The sequence below is a fragment of the Acinetobacter tianfuensis genome (assembly GCF_003611465.1).
Classification (GTDB): domain Bacteria; phylum Pseudomonadota; class Gammaproteobacteria; order Pseudomonadales; family Moraxellaceae; genus Acinetobacter; species Acinetobacter tianfuensis.
In genome coordinates, this window is the sequence record NZ_RAXV01000042.1 from 1 (window position 1) to 21,347 (window position 21,347).

At 44.8% G+C, this 21,347-nt stretch carries 22 protein-coding genes and 1 pseudogene; 9 read left to right on the forward strand and 14 right to left on the reverse strand.

The window, feature by feature from the left end; genetic code table 11:
- Window positions 1–161: 161 nt before the first annotated feature.
- The 4 genes and pseudogenes from D7V32_RS15045 to D7V32_RS15060 all read right to left on the reverse strand — a co-directional run.
- A pseudogene (locus tag D7V32_RS15045) lies at window positions 162–1,549 on the reverse strand (FUSC family membrane protein); the annotation flags it as partial.
- Window positions 1,550–1,743: 194 nt separating this feature from the next.
- Window positions 1,744–2,331, reverse strand: coding sequence for a superoxide dismutase family protein (gene sodC / locus D7V32_RS15050; protein WP_120403649.1), 588 nt, complete (start codon window positions 2,329–2,331; stop codon window positions 1,744–1,746).
- A 132-nt stretch (window positions 2,332–2,463) separates the two neighbouring features.
- Window positions 2,464–3,582, reverse strand: coding sequence for an AI-2E family transporter (locus D7V32_RS15055; protein WP_171407684.1), 1,119 nt, complete (start codon window positions 3,580–3,582; stop codon window positions 2,464–2,466).
- 125 nt (window positions 3,583–3,707) lie between these two features.
- Window positions 3,708–4,352: a ParA family protein gene (locus D7V32_RS15060; protein WP_120403651.1), complete on the reverse strand. Its 645-nt coding sequence runs from the start codon at window positions 4,350–4,352 to the stop codon at window positions 3,708–3,710.
- A gap of 125 nt (window positions 4,353–4,477) precedes the next feature.
- On the opposite strand from D7V32_RS15060, the gene D7V32_RS15065 reads away from it, so the two are divergent.
- Together D7V32_RS15065 and D7V32_RS15070 are read left to right on the forward strand one after the other, a co-directional pair.
- Entirely contained in the window at window positions 4,478–4,945 is a 468-nt protein-coding gene (locus D7V32_RS15065; RefSeq protein WP_120403652.1) for a Holliday junction resolvase-like protein, read from the forward strand.
- Between the two features lie 47 nt (window positions 4,946–4,992).
- Window positions 4,993–5,580, forward strand: a complete 588-nt coding sequence (locus D7V32_RS15070; protein ID WP_120403653.1) for a hypothetical protein — start codon at window positions 4,993–4,995, stop codon at window positions 5,578–5,580.
- Between the two features lie 53 nt (window positions 5,581–5,633).
- Here D7V32_RS15070 and D7V32_RS15075 read toward each other — a convergent pair whose 3' ends face one another.
- On the reverse strand, window positions 5,634–6,257 hold the full coding sequence (locus tag D7V32_RS15075; protein ID WP_120403654.1) for a class I SAM-dependent methyltransferase: 624 nt from the start codon (window positions 6,255–6,257) through the stop codon (window positions 5,634–5,636).
- A gap of 248 nt (window positions 6,258–6,505) precedes the next feature.
- On the opposite strand from D7V32_RS15075, the gene D7V32_RS15080 reads away from it, so the two are divergent.
- Window positions 6,506–7,063, forward strand: a complete 558-nt coding sequence (locus D7V32_RS15080) for a hypothetical protein (RefSeq protein ID WP_120403655.1) — start codon at window positions 6,506–6,508, stop codon at window positions 7,061–7,063.
- A gap of 37 nt (window positions 7,064–7,100) precedes the next feature.
- Window positions 7,101–7,502, forward strand: a complete 402-nt coding sequence (locus D7V32_RS15085; protein WP_120403656.1) for a protease inhibitor I42 family protein — start codon at window positions 7,101–7,103, stop codon at window positions 7,500–7,502.
- Between the two features lie 93 nt (window positions 7,503–7,595).
- Here D7V32_RS15085 and D7V32_RS15090 read toward each other — a convergent pair whose 3' ends face one another.
- The gene (locus tag D7V32_RS15090; protein WP_120403657.1) at window positions 7,596–7,928 is read right to left on the reverse strand and encodes a HopJ type III effector protein; all 333 of its coding nucleotides are present in this window, start codon (window positions 7,926–7,928) and stop codon (window positions 7,596–7,598) included.
- 421 nt (window positions 7,929–8,349) lie between these two features.
- Here D7V32_RS15090 and crcB point away from each other — a divergent pair, with 421 nt between their 5' ends.
- Entirely contained in the window at window positions 8,350–8,727 is a 378-nt protein-coding gene (crcB, locus tag D7V32_RS15095; protein WP_120403658.1) for a fluoride efflux transporter CrcB, read from the forward strand.
- Window positions 8,728–8,933: 206 nt separating this feature from the next.
- Here crcB and D7V32_RS15100 read toward each other — a convergent pair whose 3' ends face one another.
- The gene (locus tag D7V32_RS15100) at window positions 8,934–10,232 is read right to left on the reverse strand and encodes an ABC1 kinase family protein (protein WP_120403659.1); all 1,299 of its coding nucleotides are present in this window, start codon (window positions 10,230–10,232) and stop codon (window positions 8,934–8,936) included.
- A gap of 272 nt (window positions 10,233–10,504) precedes the next feature.
- Between D7V32_RS15100 and D7V32_RS15105 the strand changes: the two genes are divergently transcribed.
- Window positions 10,505–10,714, forward strand: coding sequence for a DUF1737 domain-containing protein (locus D7V32_RS15105; RefSeq protein WP_120403668.1), 210 nt, complete (start codon window positions 10,505–10,507; stop codon window positions 10,712–10,714).
- Window positions 10,715–10,732: 18 nt separating this feature from the next.
- Here the strand turns inward: D7V32_RS15105 and D7V32_RS15110 are convergent, their stop codons facing one another.
- The 3 genes from D7V32_RS15110 to D7V32_RS15120 form a co-directional block, all read right to left on the reverse strand.
- Window positions 10,733–11,167: a hypothetical protein gene (locus tag D7V32_RS15110; protein ID WP_120403660.1), complete on the reverse strand. Its 435-nt coding sequence runs from the start codon at window positions 11,165–11,167 to the stop codon at window positions 10,733–10,735.
- Between the two features lie 97 nt (window positions 11,168–11,264).
- Window positions 11,265–12,560, reverse strand: a complete 1,296-nt coding sequence (locus D7V32_RS15115) for an MATE family efflux transporter (protein ID WP_120403669.1) — start codon at window positions 12,558–12,560, stop codon at window positions 11,265–11,267.
- 90 nt (window positions 12,561–12,650) lie between these two features.
- On the reverse strand, window positions 12,651–13,109 hold the full coding sequence (locus D7V32_RS15120) for a DMT family transporter (RefSeq protein ID WP_120403661.1): 459 nt from the start codon (window positions 13,107–13,109) through the stop codon (window positions 12,651–12,653).
- Between the two features lie 156 nt (window positions 13,110–13,265).
- Here D7V32_RS15120 and hemW point away from each other — a divergent pair, with 156 nt between their 5' ends.
- Together hemW and D7V32_RS15130 are read left to right on the forward strand one after the other, a co-directional pair.
- A complete protein-coding gene (gene hemW, locus D7V32_RS15125; RefSeq protein WP_407641556.1) occupies window positions 13,266–14,390 on the forward strand; it encodes a radical SAM family heme chaperone HemW in 1,125 nt (374 codons plus the stop codon).
- A gap of 126 nt (window positions 14,391–14,516) precedes the next feature.
- Window positions 14,517–14,861, forward strand: a complete 345-nt coding sequence (locus tag D7V32_RS15130; RefSeq protein WP_120403663.1) for a hypothetical protein — start codon at window positions 14,517–14,519, stop codon at window positions 14,859–14,861.
- 92 nt (window positions 14,862–14,953) lie between these two features.
- Here D7V32_RS15130 and D7V32_RS15135 read toward each other — a convergent pair whose 3' ends face one another.
- The 4 genes from D7V32_RS15135 to hemF all read right to left on the reverse strand — a co-directional run bounded on the left by D7V32_RS15135 (window position 14,954) and on the right by hemF (window position 19,600).
- Window positions 14,954–16,777 carry an acyl-CoA dehydrogenase C-terminal domain-containing protein gene (locus D7V32_RS15135; RefSeq protein ID WP_120403664.1) on the reverse strand — a complete coding sequence of 608 codons (1,824 nt, stop codon included), beginning with the start codon at window positions 16,775–16,777 and terminating at the stop codon, window positions 14,954–14,956.
- Between the two features lie 486 nt (window positions 16,778–17,263).
- On the reverse strand, window positions 17,264–18,052 hold the full coding sequence (gene aroE / locus D7V32_RS15140) for a shikimate dehydrogenase (protein WP_120403665.1): 789 nt from the start codon (window positions 18,050–18,052) through the stop codon (window positions 17,264–17,266).
- 109 nt (window positions 18,053–18,161) lie between these two features.
- The gene (locus D7V32_RS15145; RefSeq protein ID WP_120403666.1) at window positions 18,162–18,368 is read right to left on the reverse strand and encodes a hypothetical protein; all 207 of its coding nucleotides are present in this window, start codon (window positions 18,366–18,368) and stop codon (window positions 18,162–18,164) included.
- A gap of 290 nt (window positions 18,369–18,658) precedes the next feature.
- Window positions 18,659–19,600, reverse strand: coding sequence for an oxygen-dependent coproporphyrinogen oxidase (gene hemF, locus D7V32_RS15150; RefSeq protein WP_120403667.1), 942 nt, complete (start codon window positions 19,598–19,600; stop codon window positions 18,659–18,661).
- Window positions 19,601–19,828: 228 nt separating this feature from the next.
- Between hemF and hemN the strand changes: the two genes are divergently transcribed.
- Entirely contained in the window at window positions 19,829–21,196 is a 1,368-nt protein-coding gene (gene hemN / locus D7V32_RS15155; protein ID WP_120403670.1) for an oxygen-independent coproporphyrinogen III oxidase, read from the forward strand.
- Window positions 21,197–21,347: the final 151 nt, after the last annotated feature.

Genomic DNA, 21,347 nt, shown 5'->3' on the forward strand with positions numbered 1-21,347 from the left:
ATTTGTCTTTTATGCGAAGTTTGAGTGTTTTCATGTACTTATTTTAACAACAATACTCTAAGTAGAGAACAGTAGAGATATTTAATACGACACCCCATGTCGTATGGCTTACGCCAGTCGCTTATATCCTCATGCTGAATCACAAGGTTTTACGCTCCAGAGAATAAAATAGGAATGCCCAGCAGCACACCGAGTACTGTACCTAAAGTCCGCATTTTTAAACGGTTTTTGGTCGCAAAATAACGCATTTGGCAGACAAATAAACTGGTCAGCAAAATCCAGTAGCCATTTTTGGCAAAAGGCAGCAGTGATATGCCATAGCCGGCTGTAAAGACAAAAGCGATACGCACCGCATGGCGGAACAGCGCCGACTGCGGAGTCAGATGCTGTTTCAGTTTTAACCATAAATCATGTGCGCCGTGTATGTCGTCATCATACAAATTCAGGTTGTCGATATGCTGTTTATAGCGCTGCTCCTGACGGCTTTGCAGCTCGTTCAGGTGCAAGAAGCGTTCATGCACCCTTTGCAGATTATTCTCAATCAGCTGCAGATTTTTCACCTCTATATTGTGCGGGTTGGCCTGAATCTAATCTTGCAGCGAATTGTGTAAATGATCCAGCGCTTGCTGTGCTGCGGCATTTGGCGTATAGGGTTCATGCCGTAAAATGCACTGTGCTAAGGTTTCACAAGCCTGCGCCTGTAAACGGATATTTTTTTGAAAGCGAAAAATCAGGTCGGTGCGGCTGAAATTTTGCTGAATTTTTTCATAGTGCAAATAGTTGGCGCTGGCTTGCTCATGAATATCCTGCGCCAAAAAGTACAGATTAAGCCAGTAAATGGTCTTCTGATTGGTGCGTGAGGATTTTAAACGAGTGAGCAGCGATGTTTTCGTGCGGTTAAAGTTTTCAATGACGGCGCTATTGCTGAGTGATAGCTCGTACAGCAGGTGTTCAACATTGCCGTTATTGTCTGGGTCAAATAGCCGGGCTTTGGCTTGCAGCACGGCAGCAATGTGCAGAAAACAGCGTGATAAATGATCCTGCATAGGCAGCGTCGGTTTAATCAGAAAAAATACAATCGCTGTTATACCGTACCAGAGCGCGCCGCTGGCAAATGCGCTGGGCTGGATGTGCCAGCTGGCTATTCACCCATACCGAACATGGTGTAAATGGACAATAAAATGGTGCCGAAGGAAATCGCGGCATAGCGCTGGCCTAATGCGCCCATTAACATTAAACAGGCGCTGGACAGCGCCAAATATACAATAAAGAAAAATTTATAAGGGTGCAGAAATTCTAAAATGCTGCTGACGCTAAAAAATAAAATACAGACATATGCTAAGTTGCGCAGGCGGATACTGAGGCGGTCATCAAAATCCGTCAGCGCCGCGGCGATTGCGCCTAAAGTGCAGGGGACAATAAATTGTTCATAGCCCGCATAATACAGTCCCAGCGTTGTGCCGCTCAGCACAATGCAGATTTGCAGGCAGTAAATAAACAGCGCATTGGACTGAAAAGACTGAAACTGCTGGCGGATACTGTTGAGCATTTAAGGTCTAAATCCAGTATTTTTTGTTTTGTTTTTAGACTGAACTTTTTTCTAGCCGCTGTCAATTTTCAAATATGAAACTGCCGGCAGATCAATCACTGCTGGCAGTTTCTGGCTTGATGCACAGCAAATAAGCGGGCTGTGTATAAAACTTAAGTTATCCACAATGTGTGCAAAACCCAGGTTATTTACTTTTATTGAATAACGCCGCAAGCAATACGGTCACCGCCGCCGCCTAGGGCTTTCGGCGAATCTGAATAGTTGTCGCTGCCAGCATGAATCATGATCGCACGGTTCTGTACATCCGCTAGAGTTAAACGCGGCGCAATGGCGGTAACGCGGGCAGTCCCGTCGGCTTCCACATTCAGCAGCGGCAAATCACCTAAATGGCCAGTGAGCTGTGTGCCGTGGTTAGGCGCTTGATTTGGGTTGTAATGACCGCCTGCAGCAAGGGCTGCGCCCATTTTACCGTCTTTTTCTGCGGGTTTGCATGAAGCATTTTCATGAATGTGGAAGCCGTGCGGACCTGCTGGCAGCTGTGACAAGCTGGTGCTGATGATTAAGCCCGCCGCGCTGTCGCGTAAGCTGATCGTACCAATTTGTGCACCAACACCTTGTGCTGTTACCGCATGGACAGCAACGTGCTGTTCATCGCCCAGTGTCGGTAAGGGAACGGATGTTGCGCATCCGCTCAGTACGGCTGCGCCCAGTACGGCGCATGCACTGAGTTTGATGTGTTTTGTGCTGAAGCGTTCAGAAATAACAGAAGATATAAACGTCATGGCGGCATCCCTTTTGATTTTTTTGATAAATCATTGAAACAGAGTGAGTTGGGTAATGCCATGCGATTTAAGTGAGACTTTGTAAACTGCAGATCAAAAAATGCATTTGATCGGCAGCAAAAGTTTGAACAATTATTTTTTCTGTTCGGTTTCAGAGTCAGGAAGATCATGCGCCATAGTGGCTTTAGGCATCATCAGCGGCTCAATATTGGTTTCATGCAGCCATTCACGCCAAATTGCCAGCAGCACTGCTAAGATGACAGGGCCAATGAACAGGCCAATCATGCCAAAGCTTGCCAAGCCGCCCAAGACGCCAAACATAATCAGCAAAAACGGAATACGTGTTGCGCCTGAAATGACCAGCGGGCGGATGACATTGTCTGCTGTGCTGACGATACAGACACCCCATGCCATTATGCCAATGGCTTCAATGGTTTGACCTTGTGAGAACAGCCAAAGCGAAACAGAGGTATAGGCAATAGGAGGGCCGAATGGAATCAGCGCTAAGACAAAAGTGACAATGGTCAGCAGCATTGGATTTGGCACGCCTGCGACAAAATAACTGAGGCCTGCCAGCGATGCCTGCGCAACTGCAGTTAAGCCGACGCCGTAAACGACAGCACGGGTGGTATCAGAAATAGTTGACAGGTAATGGTGTACACGCGGGCCAATTACCATTTCTAATGCTTTGCTGGCTTGGCTCAGGACAATTTGGCCGTCACGGTAAAAGAAAAATAGGGTTAATACAGCAAAGCAAAGTTTAAAAATATTTTTACTGACTTCATTCAGCAGCACTTTGCCGTAATTTAAATGGCCCTGAATCCAGATTTGAACAGACTGAATAATGCTGTTCGGGTCATTGTTCAGCTCATTTAAAGTGCGGCTGATTTCTTTGCCGATAAAAGGCAGGTCACGGATGAACTGAGGGACATTCAGATGGCCTGAGAACATTTGTTTTTGCAGTTCATAGTAGAGATTGCGCCCTTCATGCTGCAGCAGGAAAATTGCAAAAATCAGCGGCAGGCCAACCACAAGAATAACCAGTAAAATCATCAGTGTGGCGCTGAGGGTTGCACGTCCCTTGCAGGCGTTGAAAATACGCTGATACAGCGGCCAAGTCATATATGAAATGATCGCGGCCCAAACGACAGGCACGATAAAATACTTCAGTACACTGAAGCTTAAAAAGATCAGGACAAAAAACAGTCCAAATAATAGGAATCTCTGTAGTATAGGCGCGTATTGCTGCACTGAATTCACTGTTTCATCATGATGGACACCGTCCATAGTAACTGAAAAAAAACTGCTCGAAAATGAGAGTTTACTTTTGGAAACGCATTCGCAAAATTGCTGATCTGAGCAAGGCGGTCGCGGCTTTAGAACCAGTCGCTTGGATCATCAATGATGGCATTCAGCAGCGGCTGCCATTGTGTTTGGATGCTCAGATAGTTTTTTTGCGTTTTATCAAAAATACTTAAACCGTGCATTGCCAGCTGGCTGTAGGCGCTGCGCTCTGAAATCCAAGCGATTGGCTCTTGCTCAATTTTAGCAAAAAAGTCCTGAATATCTTTTGAGCTGGCCGCATTCGGCTTTACGCGGTTGGCCAGCAGCAGGATTTGAATTTTTCCTTTACGGATACGCTTAATATCTTGAATATGTTTGAGAAAGCGGCGTGTAGAATCAATATCGAAGAATGAAGGCTGCAAAGGTGTAATCAGGGTATGCGCTTCACTGATCAGCTGCGCTGCATGCTCGCCTGACAATGCGCCTGGCGCATCAATAATTAAGTATTCTGTGTTTTTTGGCGCGTCGCCAATAGATTTTTCGTGACGCCAGTCGACGCTTTGAATCTCAGCGCTGTCTTTCGGACGCTGCTTCAGCCACTGCAAAGCAGACTTTTGGTTATCAGCATCTGCCAAAGCGACTTTATAGCCTTTTTTTGCCAGTGCTGATGCCAAGCTGATCGCAGTAATTGTTTTGCCGCAGCCGCCTTTCTGATTCGCAACTAAGATTGTTTTCATGACCCGATTAATGATTTTATTCTGTTCAGGCCTAGCATATCATTCTTTTGCGGCCTGCATATGTCATGTGACTAAAATCGTATGCAGCGGGCGCTGTGTATAAAATTTTAAATTAGGAAGAAACCATGTCCATTTGGATGGCGATGCTGATCGGCGCAGGAATTGGTGTGGCGCTGACCGCATTAATATTAAGCAATACCCGCAATGGACGCATTCGAGCAGAATATGAAAAATATATCGCGGAATTGGAGCTGGAACATCAGCAGGCCTTAATGCATGCGCAGAAACGCAGTGTCAACACCAGCCGTGCCGTACTGAAGGGGAAAATGGCAGAGCAGATGGCGCCGATCATGCCTGAATTTCAGTATTTGCCGAGTGATGCGAAGTTTTTGGGTGATCCTGTCGATTATGTGGTTTTTGACGGCTATACAGACTACCGTGACGGTGATGGCTTAGCAGAAGATATAGAAGTTGTGCTGATTGATATTAAAAGCGGCGGCGCACGTCTGACCAAAGGGCAGCAAGCCATTGCGCAGGCAATTGCTGAAGGGCGGGTACGTTTTGAAACGGTCAGAATTAATTTTGAAGATTAAAAGCTGTCATTGATGGGCAGCGCTGTACTAAAAAAAGGATGGTTGAAATGAAACCATTGATGCTGACATTTGCGGCGCTGGCGCTGCTGGTATGGATGTGGTCTGAATATTTCCGTGCAATTCCAAACTTGCAGGAAGCAGGCGTGCTGAACAATTTTCAGGTGCAAAACCAAGCGCCTGTGAGTGCTGTGTTTACCGTAATCGATAAGCGTTACTATAGCGCAGGCCAAAACCTTATACGTCCTACAGCTCCTGTAGCGGGCGGGTTTCAGCATTTGGAGTATTTGAGCAATATGGATGTGCTGCTGAGCCCAATTGAACGCGCAGCGGCCATAAAAAATCAAACAGAGTGGGAGCAGCATGGGCGCTGTTTTACGCTTAAGGCTAAAACTGGCGCAGATGCAGCAGATCTGCTTTCTGAGCAGCTGCTGAATTTAAGTATGATTGCGCAGAATGAACAAGCAGCCAATCAGCTGCGGAAGCTTAAAGCCGGGCTGGCTGTACAGCTGTATGGACATTGGGCGAGTGTCCAATCGGCCAAAACATCTGCAATATTTTTACCCGCTTTAGGCCATGCCAATAGCGCCCGCTGTAAATTATTTGTACTAGAGCGCATAGATGTGCTGGGCCAATAGCAATGGCCTTATTTTAGGTTTTTTGAGCGCGGGCCAATAGCAATGGCCTTATTTTAGGTTTTTTGAGCGCGGGCCAGCAGCATGCGCTGACCAATTGCAGGAATGCCAGCAGCATCAAAATATTGCAATTCAGTCAGGTTTAAGTCTGCATTAATCAGCGCTTGTTCAATATTGCGGTTGAGGCGGCAGCCATCAGCCAGCTTTTTTTGAATAGGAGTAAGCAAGTTCTGCAGGCGCTGTATATTTTTATTTTCATTGTGCAGGACATGTTCAACCAGATGAAAGGTGCCGCCGACTTTCAGTACACGGTAAATTTCATCCAGCGCGGTTTCTAAGTGTGCAATGCTGCACAGCGTCCATGTGCAGACAATATGGTCTAGGCTTTGGTCCGCAAAAGGCAGTTTTTCTGCACGGGCTTGCAAATGCTGTACTTCAAAAGGTGTCTCATGCACACGAGAGGCCGCTAGCTGGTAAATATCTGCATTGGGTTCTAAAGCATAAACGGTGTCTACCTGCTGATAAAAGGGCAAATTCAGCCCAGTCCCAAAACCGATTTCTAATACTTCGCCAGACAGCGGCAGCAGCAGCTCACGGCGTTTATCCATGAGGCTGGGCGCTTGCATCACCTGATTTAAAATATGCGGAAAAATATGCTGCTGATAAAATTTATAAATCATTTGAACTCTATTTATTGCTTTCAATTTATAGCGTCAAGCTTAGCTGAATTGGCTGCTGAAAATAAGCTGCGGTTTGCGCAGTGTTGCTTATTGTTACCAAGTTGCTAAAGTTTTTATGCATTTCTTCCGTAATATAGTTTTACAACTAAGCGATTTAAGACTGTATTCAGTTTTAGCATGCATGTTCTGCTGTTAAAGCGGACGGCAAAACAGCAGTGTTCTGGCTGCAAACAGGATGGGAGACCAAAATGAAATATTTATACGCAGGCGCTGTATTGGCCGCGGCTTTACTGCAAAGCAGTGTACAGGCAGCAGCAGATTATAATATTGCCAAGGGCTTGCCGCCTGCTGCACAAGGTCAGTCTATTTCTGTGCTGCAGCCTTTTCATGGTGATTTCCGCATTTTAGGTTCAAAAACTTATAGCGATGATGAGCAGGCTAAGTTTTCTCCCATTGATTATGCTGTCAGCTGGGGCTTATTTGCAGAACCTGAAATTGCGCGTCATATTAGCGTGAATCAGTATGACCGCTATTTGAACTGGAAAATGGACAAAGTGCCTGTGCCGCAAGAGCAGGCCATGATGATGGTGTCAAATATGCACATCATTCCTTCAACCCCTGAAATTGCTAAAGCGATTCATAAGGTGAAACGCGGTGATTTGGTGCGTTTAAAAGGCAGCCTTGTGGAGGTAAAGGATAAAGATTTGGTGTGGACATCATCTCTAACGCCAACAGATACAGGTGATGGCGCATGTGAAGTGTTCCGTGTTGACTCAATTCAATGGATTGAGCGAGTGAAAGGCTAAGGCAGGGCAAGAACACAGGCCGTAATGTAGAATTGTGATGAAAATGAAAACCTTGGCGCTTTCAGCGCTATTTGCTTTAGGCTTAGCCGGATGCAGCAGTATGAGCTCAACAGTTGACGGTTCAACGCATGTATTTACTCAAGAGCAGTCATGTCCGGCTTTGCTGGAAATGGACCGCGGGCACACGCTGGAAGTTATTTTAGATGAAAACCCAAGTACAGGTTATGTCTGGTCTTTAGCCAAGACGCCAGCTTTATTTAAAGCAGAAGAAATTTATACGCCAAGTAAACAAGCAGAGCCTGCTGTGGGGGCTGGCGGACAGAAAACTTACCGTTTCACGGCATTGGAAGCAGGCAGTGAAGAGCTGCGTATTCAGCATAAGCGCGCATGGGAAAATACCGCCGTTGATGAATGGAAATGCCGGATCAGAATTTCATAAAGCGGGTTGATTTAACAGAGATGCATCCTTGCATCTGCTGTTTCAGCTGAATCGGCAGGTTAAAAAAAAGCAGTGCAACTTGAACTGCTTTTTTTATTTTGCAGTCAGTGCCTGACGGTCAAATTGTACGCCTTCCCAGCCATTCATCATGAACTGACGGATGTTTTGATGGTCTGTGCCTTCAGGTGCCGCCAGAACAGCAGTATAGTGCTCTGCAAATAAGCGCAGTGTCTGTTCTTGGCCGAGGCCATTTAATTCAGCAAAAGCAAAAACTTTGGCGCTGCCTTGATTTTCATTTGCGCCATTGCTTTGTTGGCCGTTTTGAAATGCCGTTGGTGTATGTGTATAACGCGCTTCAATGAATGCAATCACATCTGCAAATTTTGCTTCGCCAGCTTGAAGCTGCGCTAAAATTTCGTGAGCCATTGGATTGTCCTATAAAAATGAAAGGGCTTTAAATGATGGGGACGTAAAAAGCTTACCGTCAAACACTAAGATCATTACTCAATTAGAGTATTTTTCCACAATTAATCATAGCTGAAACTTTATCTGCTGCCATATCTTTTGTGGTTAAAAAGCAAGCAGATGCACCGAGTAAATAAAGCTATGCACAGCTCGTTGAGTGCGGTGTTTTTTATGCTGCCTCAGATCTGAAAATCGTTATGCATGACTGATATTTTGCCCTGCTTTTTTTGGGTTTATCTATTTAATGAGCCAAAGTTTTAAACCATAAGGCGTATTTTACAGTGTGGCTTTAACTTAAAAGATTTTATATAGAATAGCTATATCTTCTCTAAATAAAATCAGGCTATGCTGAGCCAATCGATAAAAAAGTAATGGATAAAGGATGAATTGGCTGTTGGTTGCAGCGGGCGGCGCAATTGGCGCGAGCCTGCGCTATGGAGCTGGGGTTTGGCTCATTAAGCCGAATGGCTTCTTTCCGTGGACAACATGGTGGGTCAATGTTGCAGGCTGCTTTTTAGCGGGGGTATTTTTTGCATGGAGTCAGAAATATCCTGTGTTGCAGCAAGAAGGCCGCCTATTTTTAATGGTTGGCATATTGGGCGGTTTCACGACTTTTTCCAGTTTTGGTTTAGAGACTTTTCAGCTGCTGAAACAGGGACATATTGGTCTAGCTTTGGCTTATGTGTGTACCAGCGTCATTGTTGGGGTTATGGCCTTAGCTATCGGTTTTTATGTGCTGCAGTATATGCTGAAAGCATAAAAAAAAGCCTAAGCTGGAGGAGGGCTTAGGCTTCTGAATGGTTTTATTTTAGAACTCAAAGCTTAACGGAATATGAATTTAGTGTGAGCGTTTGAAACGGGAAAAGCATTTATTGAAACTTGCTGTACCGCCTGCATTGCTGCTTTAACGCTGTTCACTGCTATAAAGCGGATATGAGGCGCTGGAAATAGTTAAGCTTTAAATAATTAGGCTGCCGGCGGAATCAGTTCTTCAAAGATGTCATTTAAGTTGTCATTGACTTTTAAATGAATCAAATTCCAGTAGTGGCCTGAAACCGTACGGTTCACCATGAGTGTTTCAGGCGAAGGTTTGAAAACATCCCAATATTTCAGTGAAGGCTTAATCAGTTCAACGCCGTCATGATGCGCTGAGTTTTCAGCAAAATCATAATGCGCTGTAAGCGGACGCATTAGCACTTCGAGCCATTCTTTATATAGCGCTTCAGGAAATTTGCCTTTTTCAGCCAAAGATTCTAAAGCACTGAGCTGATTTTCAATTTCTGCAATATTTTGTGCGCGGGCAGCTTGAATCAATAGTTTGAATTGATGAACCGTGTCATTGGAGAGGGTTTTTACACCGCCAAAGTCATAAATAATCACTGTGCCGTCTGTACGGAAAGCAAAGTTGCCTGGATGCGGGTCACAGTGGAAACGTTTGAGAAAGAAAATTTCTTGCCCCATCGCGCGCAGCAGGCGGCGTCCCAGCTCATTGCGGGTTTCTTGCGGCCAAGTGCTTGCGGTTTCAATGCTGTCGCCTTCTTCAAGGCTTAGGGTCAGAATATGCCGTGAAGAGTAATTTTCAAAAACTTGCGGAATAATGATTTTACTGTCCAGCGCCTGATGGAAGGTACGTGCAACAGCTAAGTTCTGCGCTTCAATTTCATAGTTCAGCTCATTGTCCAAGCTTTCTTGTATTTCATTGAATAAGCGGTCTTGCAGCTTGCGGTCAATTTTCAGCACACCCATTAAACGCAGCGCCAAACGGACTTGCTTTAAGTCACTTTCACAGGCTTCGTCTACACTGGGATACTGTACTTTTACCACGACTTGCTGACCATTCGGCAGGGTTGCTTTATGCACCTGACCAATTGAGGCTGCTGCAAAAGGGGTTTCATCAAAACTGCTGAAAATTTCTAAAATAGGCTTGCCCAGTTCTTTTTCAACTTGGGCTTTAATATCTGAAAAGGGCATAGGCGGCGCTTGGCGCTGCAGCTTGCCAATTGCTCTAGCGACTTCAGGCGGGAAAATATCTTTATATTGCGATGCGATCTGTCCGACCTTCATCACTGCGCCTTTCATTTCTCCTAAGGTGTCCGCAATTTGCACACCAATATCCTGAAACAGTTTGCTTCGGGATGCATTTTTCTGCTCTTCATCGGCAGTTAAGTTCTTGATTGAATTTGAAACCGTTTTGGTTGCAATGCTTGCAGTCATGCTGGCAAGTTTCATGAAGCGGCGACCCGGAGTGCTAGCCGTTTTTGCCATGTGATGTTCCTCAAGATCATCATTAAGTGATTGGTCTGATCATAGGCGCTAATGCTGCTGCTGCCTACTTTAAAATGTTAAGGCTTTGTTTCTATATTGGTTATTTCATTAAAAATATAAAAATACGCTATTAAATCGTGTGCTTTAAATCTGTTATGCCGTTTGAATGATGCGCTGTTAACTGGCGCGCAGCGGTGAGTTTGTGCCGCGGCAAATGCATTGTGTAAAATGGCATTTAAAATATGCTGAAGTTCATTGAGCTGTGGAGTCTTATGAAAGTCTATAAATATTTAACTGGCAAAGATGATGTCAATTTTTGTGCCCGAGTGACTCAAGCGCTGAATGACGGTTATGAGCTGTATGGTTCACCTACAATGACTTTTAATGGCACAGATGTAATTGTCGGGCAGGCCATTATGAAAGACATTGCTGATGCATCTGAAATGCCGGAAGGTTTAAAAAATGCCTTAGATGCGCTTTAAAGCAGATGATTCGGCGGCTTATTCAGCCGCTGCTTCAGAAGCTGAGCTTGTTTCCTCATGCTGTGCAGGCGCAGCTGTGTATTTAGCGCATTGGTTATCATGCTGTTTGGCATTCAAACTGAGCAAAAGGTCGCTGGCGCTAAAATCCTGATCCTTTGCAGACGCAAATTTTTTATTGGCATTTACAAAGTCTTGATAGCTGTATGCCATGCCGGATTGCTGGCAGCTGAGTTTCAGGCGAGCCGTAAATGAGTCCGCTTTCTGATCGGCATAAAAGCGGTAAGCCAGCCAAAGATGCTGATGTATATAGTCATAATCTTTTTGGCTGTTTACCGCTATTGGCGCACTGTATTCCGGGAAGCTGCCATGCTGAATGCTGTCATTGGCTTGCAGGTAAAATGGACTCAGCGCTAAGCTGAACATCAATATTTTAAATAACTGAATGGGCTGCATGCTGAACCTTTTAAAGTGGAGCAATTCATTCAGTTAAACCTGCTTATGCTTTAAAAGTCAAAGGCATTCGGGTAAGCGCAGGCAAGATGCTTATTTTTTAGCTTAGAGCTGTACGCTTATTGATCACAACTAGGCGTGTCAGCAGCAGGATGCATGCCGCAGTTAAGCCGACAATTAAACCAATCCATACACCGGCTGCGCCCATTTCGGTAAAGCGCGACAGGTAAATGCCGACTGGAAAGGCAATGACCCAGTAGGCCAGCATGGTAATCCACATAGGGCCTTTAGTGTCTTGCATGCCTCGTAAACAGCCGGCTGCACTGACTTGCCAAGCATCCATCAGCTGATAAGCAATAGCAAACATCACTAAGTAGATGGCGAGTTTGGCTACGTCATAGTCAAAGGTGTAAAGTGAAACAATTTGAGCGCGCAGCAGCCACAGCAGCAGCATGGTAATCAGTGCAAAGGCAGTGCCTGTTGCCAGTCCAACATATTGTACACGGCGCATAGCAGCCCAATTTTGGCTGCCATAATATGTGCCGACCCGAATGGTCAGCGCAATCGCCAAGGACATTGGAATCATAAACAGCTGCGAAGTAATGGAAATCGCGACTTGATGGGCCGCTACAGTGATTTCGCCCAGCGGACTGAGCACAATGGCCGCTGTACTGAAAATGCTGACTTCAAAGAAAATAGCCAAGCCAATTGGAAAGCCGAGCGCAAAAATCCGCTTCACCCAGTAGGGATCCATTTTTTCCCAAATTGCAAAAGGCTGGGTCTTTTTATAGGCAGAACTTTTCAGGATATAAAGCGCTAAAGCAAAGAACATCAGCCATTGTAAAATGGCTGTAGCAAAGCCGCAGCCGGCAGAGCCAAGTTCAGGCACAGGGCCTAAGCCATACATAAAAATAAAGTTCAGCGGTATAAGTACCGCCAGTGCGACTAAGCTGATGGCGGTCACAGGCTTAGGATGCCCCAGCGCTTCTGAATAGCCGCGCAGCGCTGCATACATGGTCACAGCAGGCATACCGAAGCCGATGGCATGTAAAAAGAGGCTGGCTTTGGGCAGCAAGGCTTCAGGCACGCCAAGGATCGGCAGCAGAAAAGGAGCCGCCTGTAAAATCAGACAGGCAATAATGCCGAGGATGAATGCAATCCATAACGATTGGCGTGCAATGGTGGCAATTTTTTCAGGCGTACGTGCGCCGTTTGCTTCAGCCACCAGAGGCGTTGTTGCAATCATGATGCCGCTGAACAGCAGCATAATTGGAATCCAGAGGCCGACACCGACTGCAATGGCAGCCAAATCATTTGCTGACATATGTCCTGCCATAATGGTGTCAATCAAACCAAAACCTGCCTGCGCAAATTGTGTTATTAAGATTGGAATCATCAGGCGGAACAGCTGCTTTAATTCAAAGCGGGTTGTTGTGACAGTAGACACAGAACATACTCTTTCTTTGAGGTGCTTAGGTATCAGGTCTTAGCGTTGTAAAGTGAGAAGCACACCAATAAAAATCACTACGCCACCCAGTAAGCGTTGCCAGTTAACGGGTGTTTTTTCAGTACCTAGCAGGCCAAACTGGTCTACAATCATCGACATAATGACTTGCCCAAATATAATCAGGCCTGACAGTGTCAGAAAACTCAATTTAGGCGCGGTATAAATACTGACGCTGATGGCATATACGCCCAAGCATCCGCCTACCCAGAGAAACCAAGGAATTTGGGAGAAGTCGGCAAGTTCAGGCTTAGCTGCCGGCTGAAAAAATACCAATATGGCGAGCGCTATTGTACCAATCAAAAAAGAAAAAAGGGCAGCTTGCAGAGGAGAATATAAATATTCGCGCAATTGGCTGTTGATTGCGGTTTGCAGTGTCATGGCAATGCCGATACCGATCGCCAGCGGCATCAGCATCAATAATTGAGAGCTGATTTTCATTTTATCTTCATCTAATTCTTATTGGGTTTTAAGCAGTATAGGTGAACGGTGCGGAGAATTCATTAAAGCCGTGTCTTAGTCATGCTAAAATAGCCAGCTGTATATTTCTCCTTTTGAGCAATCTCCTTGGCTGAATTCATTCCTGCAAATATTCCAATGTCTTTATATATTCACATGCCGTGGTGTGTGCGTAAATGCCCGTATTGTGACTTTAATTCGCACGCCGTACCCAATGGCGAGCTGTCTTTAGATTTGGAAAAAGAATATTTACAGGCGCTGGTTGAGGACTTTAAAACGCAAACCCATTTTGCTCAGGGCCGCGCTGTACATAGTGTATTTATCGGCGGCGGGACACCTTCGCTGATTTCTGCCAAAGGCTATCAATGGCTGTTTGGTCAGCTGAAAAGTATTATTCCATTTGAGGATGGCTGTGAAATTACCTTGGAAGCCAATCCGGGAACCGTTGAGCACGATCCTTTTGCAGGCTATTTAGATGCAGGAATTAACCGCTTGTCGATAGGCGTGCAAAGTTTTAATACAGATCAGCTGAAAAAGCTTGGGCGGATTCATTCGAATGATGATGCGGTTTCTGCGATTCAGCATGCAAAAGAGGCGGGCTTTGAGCGGGTCAATGTAGACCTGATGCATGGTTTGCCAGAGCAGACCATTGAGCAGGCGCTGCTGGATTTGAAGCTCGCGGTGGAAAATGGCGCAACGCATGTGTCGTGGTATCAGCTGACCATTGAACCGAATACGGTATTTTTCCGCACACAGCCGGTTTTGCCTGCGGATGAGCTGCTGGAAGATATTCAGGAACAAGGTGAAGCTTATTTAAAGGCGCAAGGCTTTGTGAATTATGAAGTGTCGGCATGGCGTAAGGAAAAACCGTCTGCGCATAATTTAAATTATTGGCAGTTTGGCGACTATTTGGCAATTGGCGCAGGCGCGCATGGCAAAGTCACGCAGCCGGACGGTGTGTACCGTTACCAAAAGACCCGTTTGCCGAAAGACTATTTAGCCAAAGTGCCGGCAGAGCATTTGCAATTTAAACGTATTGAAGATGAAGACATGCCGTTCGAATTTATGATGAATGCATTGCGTTTAAATGACGGTGTGGACGCCAAACTGTATGCAGAAAGAACGGGCTTAACGCTGACAAGTTTAGATACACTTTTAAGTTCATTGCGTAAGCGTAATTTAATGGCGGCAGATGAAACAGTATTGGCATGTACAGCGCAAGGACATGTGTTTCTAAATTCAGTACTGGAAGAGTTTCTTTAAACGATGGCATGAAACTAGCAGAATTAGCGGTTCATTATTTTTTTAAAACTACTCATTTTAGGTATTCCTAAAGTACAAGCATGATGAGAATCTTTTCTTTCAACACGTATTATTTGGGGAAATAAAATGCCTGGTTTTAAATTTGACGGTTTTGTCGGTGCGACATTGGTCACGAACTCACGTAAATTAGCAGGGCAGGATCATCGCTGCAGTGATAATTTTCATTTTCATTCCATTAAACAAGGAAAAAATATTCGCTGGGAAATTGAAGGCGGTGACAGTGCTAACATTACGTTTGATGTGAAAGAAGATATTTCAGGAAGAACTGATCCGACTATTTATAAGTCACTTAAAAATGGTGATATTAATGCACTTCCAAAAGGAGACAGCATTTATATTGCGAATGTGAAGCAGAATGGAAGTGAAATTGCTAAAAACTATTCGCTGAAAATTACGGTCAGCGTTGTTTAAAGCATGATTGTTTAAACTCGGAATAAAAATGAAATTCAGTTTTTAAACGTCATAAAAAAGACCGCCGAAGCGGTCTTTTTTACAGCTAAAACTTAGTAGTCAAAGCTGAAGTGCTCAGGCGCTAAAGATGTCATCGTCTTAGACGGATTCACCATCGCTTCTGCGTGGCCTTGTGTACGAGGCAATAAACGCTCGAAATAGAAGTCCGCAGTTTTGATTTTTGCTTTATAAAACTCAGGCACTTCTTGACCTTCGCCAGATGCCAGTTTTGCCGAAGCAACTGCAGCTTGCTGCGCCCAGAAGTAAGCCATCATCACGTAGCCAGAGAACATCAAGAAATCAACAGAGGCTGAAGATACGATGTCACGGTCTTTACGCGCTGCCAGCATGATACGTACAGTCAATGTATTCCACTGTGCGCAAAGCTTTGTTAAGTCCCAAGCAAAACGGCGCATGTATTTGTTGCGTGCATGCTGACCGCAGAATTTTAAAATTTCAGCTGTGTAGTCACGGATCACTTTGCCTTTAGACGTCAGCAATACTTTACGGCCAATCAAGTCAAGCGCTTGAACGCCAGTAGTGCCTTCGTAAAGCGTAGAGATGCGCGAGTCACGCACGATTTGTTCCATGCCCCATTCTTTAATGTAGCCATGGCCGCCGTATACTTGCATGCCGTGATTTGCAGCTTCATAACCTAACTCAGTCAAGAAACCTTTCAGAATTGGCGTGTAGAAACCTAAATGGTCATCATGCGCTTCAAATGCAGCTGAGTCACCGCGAGTCAACGCATCTGTCATTTTGTCAGCAATTTGCGCAGCATAGTAAATCATTGAACGGCCGCCTTCAGCGATCGCTTTTTGAGTTAACAGCATGCGGCGCACGTCAGCATGGTGAATGATGGCATCTGCGACTTTATCAGGATCTTTTTTACCAGACAGCGCACGCATAGACATACGGTCTTTGGCATATGGCAACGCGCCTTGGAATGCCAGCTCAGCATGAGCAATACCTTGGATTGCTGTGCCGATACGCGCAGTGTTCATGAACGTGAACATGGCATGCAGGCCTTTGTTCTTTTCACCAATGAGGTAACCGATTGCATTGTCAAAGTTCAAGACTGCCGTTGCAGAAGCGCGGATACCCATCTTGTGTTCGATTGAACCGCAAGTTACAGGATTGCGTTCGCCAACAGAACCGTCTGCATTGATAAGGAATTTCGGCACGATGAACAGCGAAATGCCTTTAGTGCCCGCAGGCGCATCTGGCAGACGTGCAAGAACAATATGTACGATGTTGTCTGTTAAATCATGTTCACCCGCAGAGATAAAGATTTTTGTACCTGAAATCGCATAACTGCCATCGGCTTGAGGTTCTGCTTTTGATTTTACTTGACCTAAGTCCGTACCGCATTGCGGCTCAGTTAAGCACATCGTGCCTGACCAAGTGCCAGCAACCAGATTCGGTAAATATTGGTTTTTCTGTTCTTCTGAACCGAACTGAAGAATTGTGTTGATACAGCCAACACTTAGGCCTGGGTACATTTGGAAAGACCAGTTCGCTGTACCCATCATTTCAGATTTGATTAGGTTCAGTGATTGCGGCAGGTTTTGACCGCCGAATTCTTCTGGGAAAGAAAGGCCTTGCCAGCCGCCTTGGACGAATTGGTCGTAAGCTTCTTTAAAGCCTTTAGGTGTTTTTACATCACCGTTTTCAAAATGGCAGCCTTCTTCATCGCCGCTTTGGTTCAGCGGTGAAAGAATGTTTTCACAAAAATCAGCAGCGCCTTCCAAAATCATGTCGACAGTGTCTGCATCAGCTGCTTCACCATTTGACAGAGTTTTGTAATGTTCTGGGTAATCAAGCACTTCATTCATTAAGAAACGGATGTCGTGCAAGGGAGCTTTATAAGCAGGCATAATCTTAATCCTAATTTTAAATTGTTCTGGATTATCTGTATCGATGATTTAATTATTCATAAATTGAATAATAATGCATTGATACACGCGCCTGAGAAAAATGTCAGAAAAGCGAATCAGATACGCTTTAACAGGAGCGGTGATACTCTTTTTTATATTGTTTTTGGAAAATTTGAAATGCTTAAAGTGAAATAATGTATATAAATATCAAAGCCCATTTTTAAAATTATGCATAGTATTTTCTATCATTTGAGAAATAAATGATTTCTGGCGGAATATGCATAAAAAGTCAGTCTAATTTACAAGGCCTTAAATAAAGAGAAGATGCGCTGGGCATCTTCTCGTGAAGTTTTAAAATAGATGTGCAGAATTTGATTTTAAATAACCCGAATCTTGCTTATGGAAGTGAGACTATTCATCTAAAAATTCATCATTGAATTACGTTTATCTTATGATTTTAAAGAAAATCCTTATCCGCGATTCGGGTTAAATAAAGTCTTTTAACTTAGGTTTTGCGCCATTCCAAATATAAAAGGCTTCAATGGCTTGTCCCACAAGCATGCCAAAACCTTCAGAAGTCGGCACACCGCGGTCTTTAGCTTGATCTAAGAAGCTGGAAGGCTTGCCATAGGCCATTTCATAGGCATGGCTGAATTGAAGCTGTTCTGGCAGCGCCAAAGCATCACCGCTTAAGCTGGCAGAAGTCGCATTAATGACAAGATCAAATTGTCCCTGCAGCTGATCTAAGCCGACAGCTTGCAGCTGCGCTTCAGGCACTGCATCTTTTAAATCGGCAACCAGCTGTTCTGCACGGGCTAATGTGCGGTTAGCAATGACAATTTTTTTCACGCCAGCTTTGACTAATGGATAGATGACGCCGCGTGTTGCGCCGCCTGCGCCAATAATCAGCAAGTCCGTATTTTTCAGTGGCCAGTCTAAAGCAAGAATGGCATCGACTAAACCTTGACCATCTGTATTGTCGCCATGCAGCTGACCATTCTGCATCCACAGCGTGTTGACTGCTTTGGCAATTTGAGCGCGTTCAGTTAATACTGCGCACTGAGCAAAAGCCTGTTCTTTAAATGGCACAGTGACATTCATGCCTGAGCCGCCTTGGCTGAAGAACGCTTCTACACTTTCTGCAAAGCCGTCTAAAGGCGCGAGACGTTTAGTATAGTTCAGCGCGATACCCGTTTTGGCCGCAAAGGCGTGGTGCAGTTCAGGAGAACGTGACTGTTCAATTGGATTGCCAATTACGGCAAATTGCTTGCTCATTGCACAGCTTCCATGTGAGAAATCTGCCTCAATATACGGTAAATTGAGCAAGCGCTAAAGTATTAAAGCGGGGTGAATGTATTGAAGGGAAAAGAAAGCTTTTATATTTTTAAGGATTGCAGACAGCTAGAACTGCTTCAAGCATTAAAAAAGCAATGCTGAAAATAAGCCCTAAACATGCCACAGCCATTAGGCTGAATGCAAAATTATCATGAAATGAGCTTTCCGAAAATGCTGCTGTGCTGATGGCACTGATTAATACGACTGTAAAGCCAATAAAGGCCAGCATAGTGGTGCTGATTTTAGACATACTCATGTGCAGGCGCCCGCAATCAGTTCATCTTTCAATTGAGCTGATTTATTAAGGATAAGTTAATTTACTTCTGATAATTATAGTACAGCAGTTCTGCCGCAATAGTATAAAGAGTTTGCAAAATAATAAGGCGCTCTTGTGAGATTGCCGCGTAAAAATGTTATCAGCCTGATATTTATGTAAATATGGGTATGTATTTAATATTGAAACAAAATAATGATAAATTTCAAGCAATAAAAAGCGCCCTAAAAGCAGGGCGCTGTCAGAGAGGCGTATCTGCTGAAGCTGAATATTTAAGCTTTCTGTTGCAGCCAGTTTTGCGGTTTCAGGTAATAGTCTGTCAGTTTTTTTTCAGCTGAATCCGCGTCCCATTCAGGACGGTAAGACCAGCCAGCCAATGGCGGCATACTGACTAAAATAGACTCAATTCGGCCGCCAGTCTGCAGACCGAATAACGTCCCGCGGTCATAAACCAAGTTGTATTCGACATAACGTCCGCGGCGGTAAAGCTGGAAATCACGCTGCGCTTCGCTATAAGGTTTATCTTGGTTGCGCTGGAAAATAGGCAAAATTGCTTCTAAATAGCCATTGCCTACAGCTTGTATGTATTTAAAGCAGGTTTCAAAGTCCCATTGATTCAGGTCATCAAAAAACAGGCCGCCAACGCCGCGCTGTTCATCACGGTGCTTTAAATAGAAATAATTATCACACCACTTTTTGTGCGTATCATAAATATTGTCACCAAATGGCGCACATAGGTCTGCAGCTGTTTGATGCCAAGATAAAATGTCTTCATCATTTGGATAAAATGGCGTTAAGTCAAAACCGCCTCCAAACCACCAAATTGGATCTTGTCCTTCTTTTTCAGCCACAAATAGGCGTACATTGGCATGTGAGGTCGGCACGTTCGGGTTTTTAGGGTGAATGACCAATGACACGCCCATCGCTTGCGCTTTCGCGCCTGCAATTTGCGGATGGCGTTCTGTTGCTGACGCAGGAAGTTTGGAAATATTGATGTGTGAGAACATCACGCCGCCTTTTTCAATTACGGTGCCGTTTTGCAGTACGCGTGAACGTCCGCCGCCGCCTTCTGGACGCTTCCAGTCATCAATTTCAAATTGGGCTGTGCCGCCGCCAGTGCATTCTTGTTGTTCTAAGGCTGCGCAAATGCGCGCTTGCAAGTCGGTTAAAAAATCACGAACACGCTGAATGTCTGCAGAAGTCGGATGTGACATGAAAGCCCTCATTGGGGAAAAGAAAAACTGTGTACATCAAAGCATAAATTATCATGAAGGTTAACGTTTTTTTAGCAATTGGCAGCATCGTTGAATTGAGCAGGCGAGAACTTCTCAATAAATTATCCCGACTAAAAGGCTAGGTTGAATTCAATATTTAAGCTCAGCACAATAGGATGAACTGATTTAATGGTTAAAGCAGTCCGCAGCAATATATGGGGCAGTTTGATGCAGCAACATTCCTTAATTCAAAAATACAATGTGCCAGGGCCTCGCTATACGAGTTATCCAACAGTGCCGTATTGGGAAGAAGATCAATTCAGCTTAGACCGCTGGAAAGCCAGCTTGAAGCGCGCTTTTGATGAATCAAATGGTACTGAAGGCATTAGCCTCTATATTCATTTGCCATTTTGCGAAAGTTTGTGCACCTTCTGCGGCTGCCATAAAAAAGTGACCAAAAAGCACGATGTCGAGCGGCCTTATATTCAGGCAGTGCTGCAAGAGTGGGATTTATACTGTCAGCTGCTGGAAGACAAACCCATAATTAAAGAGATCCATTTGGGCGGGGGAACGCCTACTTTCTTTGCACCTGAACATTTAACACAGCTGCTGCAAGGCATTTTAGCCAAAGCAGACATCGCGGCGGTGCATGAATTCAGTTTTGAAGGCCATCCTAATAATACCAGCCGTGAACATCTGCAAGCGCTGTATGACTTAGGCTTCCGCCGCGTCAGCTATGGGGTGCAGGATTATAATGAAACCGTGCAAAAGGCCATCCACCGCATTCAGCCTTATGAAAATGTTGAGCAGGTGACGCAATGGGCGAGGGAAATAGGCTATACCTCTATTTCCCATGATTTAGTTTTTGGCTTGCCGTTTCAACGTTTGGACGATGTGCTGCATACTATTCAGCAAACTAAACGCTTGATGCCTGACCGTCTGGCTTTTTACAGCTATGCGCATGTGCCTTGGATTAAGGGTAATGGCCAGCGCGGCTTTAAAGATGCGGATGTGCCCAAAGACAGCATGAAACGCCAGTGCTATGAAGAGGGCAAAAAACTGCTGCTGGCCGAAGGCTATAAAGAAATTGGCATGGATCATTTTGCGCTGCCCTCAGATGCCATGCATGAGGCTTTTCTGCAGGGCAGTCTGCACCGTAATTTTATGGGCTATACCGCTTCTAAAACTCAAGTGATGATTGGGCTTGGGTTATCTTCAATCAGTGACAGCTGGTACAGCTTTGCGCAAAATGAAAAGAAAATTGAGGACTATTATGCGCGTTTAGAACAAGGGGAAATCCCTGTATACCGCGGGCATATATTGTCAGATGAAGACTTGATTATCCGCAAACATATTTTAAATCTGATGTGCAGTTTTGAAACATCTTGGCAGGAAGAGTCTATGGCTGTGCCTGAGCTGTCTGAAATATTGGCGTCACTTGAAGAAATGCAAGCGGATGGCCTATTGAAACTGCATCCGCAGCGGATAGAGGTGCTGGATGCAGGGAAGCCATTTGTACGGAATATTTGTATGGCCTTTGATTTGCGGTTGAAAAGGAAGATGCCTGAAAACCGTATTTTTTCGATGACGATTTAGATGTTTACTCCCTCATCCCAGCCTTCTCCCAAAGGGAGAAGGAGTTTTGTGTAGTGGTCAACAAATATTGGACACATTTTTAAGTCTTTTTTCAGCCTCACAAGGGCTGAGTCCATCATTAAATTGATGTGGTCGTATCTGATTGTAATAC

Coding starts and splice junctions, on each gene's coding strand:
- sodC (WP_120403649.1), bottom strand. CDS start 2,331: ATGACGTTTATATCTTCTGTTATTTCTGAACGCTTCAGCACAAAACAC.
- D7V32_RS15060 (WP_120403651.1), bottom strand. CDS start 4,352: ATGAAAACAATCTTAGTTGCGAATCAGAAAGGCGGCTGCGGCAAAACA.
- D7V32_RS15065 (WP_120403652.1), top strand. CDS start 4,478: ATGTCCATTTGGATGGCGATGCTGATCGGCGCAGGAATTGGTGTGGCG.
- D7V32_RS15070 (WP_120403653.1), top strand. CDS start 4,993: ATGAAACCATTGATGCTGACATTTGCGGCGCTGGCGCTGCTGGTATGG.
- D7V32_RS15075 (WP_120403654.1), bottom strand. CDS start 6,257: ATGATTTATAAATTTTATCAGCAGCATATTTTTCCGCATATTTTAAAT.
- D7V32_RS15080 (WP_120403655.1), top strand. CDS start 6,506: ATGAAATATTTATACGCAGGCGCTGTATTGGCCGCGGCTTTACTGCAA.
- D7V32_RS15085 (WP_120403656.1), top strand. CDS start 7,101: ATGAAAATGAAAACCTTGGCGCTTTCAGCGCTATTTGCTTTAGGCTTA.
- D7V32_RS15090 (WP_120403657.1), bottom strand. CDS start 7,928: ATGGCTCACGAAATTTTAGCGCAGCTTCAAGCTGGCGAAGCAAAATTT.
- crcB (WP_120403658.1), top strand. CDS start 8,350: ATGAATTGGCTGTTGGTTGCAGCGGGCGGCGCAATTGGCGCGAGCCTG.
- D7V32_RS15100 (WP_120403659.1), bottom strand. CDS start 10,232: ATGGCAAAAACGGCTAGCACTCCGGGTCGCCGCTTCATGAAACTTGCC.
- D7V32_RS15105 (WP_120403668.1), top strand. CDS start 10,505: ATGAAAGTCTATAAATATTTAACTGGCAAAGATGATGTCAATTTTTGT.
- D7V32_RS15110 (WP_120403660.1), bottom strand. CDS start 11,167: ATGCAGCCCATTCAGTTATTTAAAATATTGATGTTCAGCTTAGCGCTG.
- D7V32_RS15115 (WP_120403669.1), bottom strand. CDS start 12,560: ATGATTCCAATCTTAATAACACAATTTGCGCAGGCAGGTTTTGGTTTG.
- D7V32_RS15120 (WP_120403661.1), bottom strand. CDS start 13,109: ATGAAAATCAGCTCTCAATTATTGATGCTGATGCCGCTGGCGATCGGT.
- hemW (WP_407641556.1), top strand. CDS start 13,266: ATGTCTTTATATATTCACATGCCGTGGTGTGTGCGTAAATGCCCGTAT.
- D7V32_RS15130 (WP_120403663.1), top strand. CDS start 14,517: ATGCCTGGTTTTAAATTTGACGGTTTTGTCGGTGCGACATTGGTCACG.
- D7V32_RS15135 (WP_120403664.1), bottom strand. CDS start 16,777: ATGCCTGCTTATAAAGCTCCCTTGCACGACATCCGTTTCTTAATGAAT.
- aroE (WP_120403665.1), bottom strand. CDS start 18,052: ATGAGCAAGCAATTTGCCGTAATTGGCAATCCAATTGAACAGTCACGT.
- D7V32_RS15145 (WP_120403666.1), bottom strand. CDS start 18,368: ATGAGTATGTCTAAAATCAGCACCACTATGCTGGCCTTTATTGGCTTT.
- hemF (WP_120403667.1), bottom strand. CDS start 19,600: ATGTCACATCCGACTTCTGCAGACATTCAGCGTGTTCGTGATTTTTTA.
- hemN (WP_120403670.1), top strand. CDS start 19,829: ATGCAGCAACATTCCTTAATTCAAAAATACAATGTGCCAGGGCCTCGC.